Here is a 702-nt window from a genome sequence, read left to right on the forward strand (position 1 = left end):
TCCGTCGGGTTCGGGCCGACGGCTTCTTGTGCCAGGGGTGCCTTCATCATCGCCCCGTCGACGCTTTGCCAGCGCCAGGCGATGCCCTCCATCTCGTCGTACTCGGCCAGTCCTGCCGCCCAGAGTGCTTCGAAGAAGGCCGCCGCCTCCCATTCAAGAAAGCGTTTGTGGATGGCGCTGGCACTACCAAAACGCACTTTGGGCAACGCCTTCCATTGGCAGCCCGTGCGCAGTACATACACAATGGCTTCAAACACTTGGCGAGCTGGCTTCGGCGGTCGTCCCGCGCCCGGCCTGCGCAGGTACTTTTTCTCTGGTGAGGGCGCACGTTGCGGGATCAGTGGCTCCACCCGCTGCCAGAAAGCATCGGTCACCTCCCACGATTCGACTCGCTTCTTGGTCAAGCCTTCGCTCCAACGCCGCACTCGCTTGCAGCTCGGAACGAAGCATACCTTTATTTACGGATAAGTTCTTACGGACGTTTGCGCTCAGCGCCTGCGCTTGCTTGAATGTCATCCAGCGATTGGATTGGAAGCCTTTGTCGAGCTGCTCGCCCCACAGAAGCAGAATGTTGATGCCTTGGTAGGGGATGCCGTTGTGGCGCACGGGAAGCGTGATCCGGCCGTCGGTGTTTCCGCCTTTCCAGGGCTTGACCCATGGCCTGACGCCCTGCTCCAGGTCGGCGATGATCTTGTCCGTCAC

General features: G+C 60.7%; 2 protein-coding genes. Both read right to left on the bottom strand.

From position 1 onward, the window contains the following. On the bottom strand, positions 1-350 hold a 350-nt coding region (locus AWB78_RS42920; protein ID WP_232478159.1), incomplete at its 3' end, for a transposase. After that, positions 250-702 (bottom strand): ArdC-like ssDNA-binding domain-containing protein (locus AWB78_RS49255; protein ID WP_232478163.1); only part of this gene is annotated, 453 nt, incomplete at its 5' end. The genes AWB78_RS42920 and AWB78_RS49255, both read right to left, overlap by 101 nt.

This window comes from Caballeronia calidae, assembly GCF_900044055.2.
Classification (GTDB): domain Bacteria; phylum Pseudomonadota; class Gammaproteobacteria; order Burkholderiales; family Burkholderiaceae; genus Caballeronia; species Caballeronia calidae.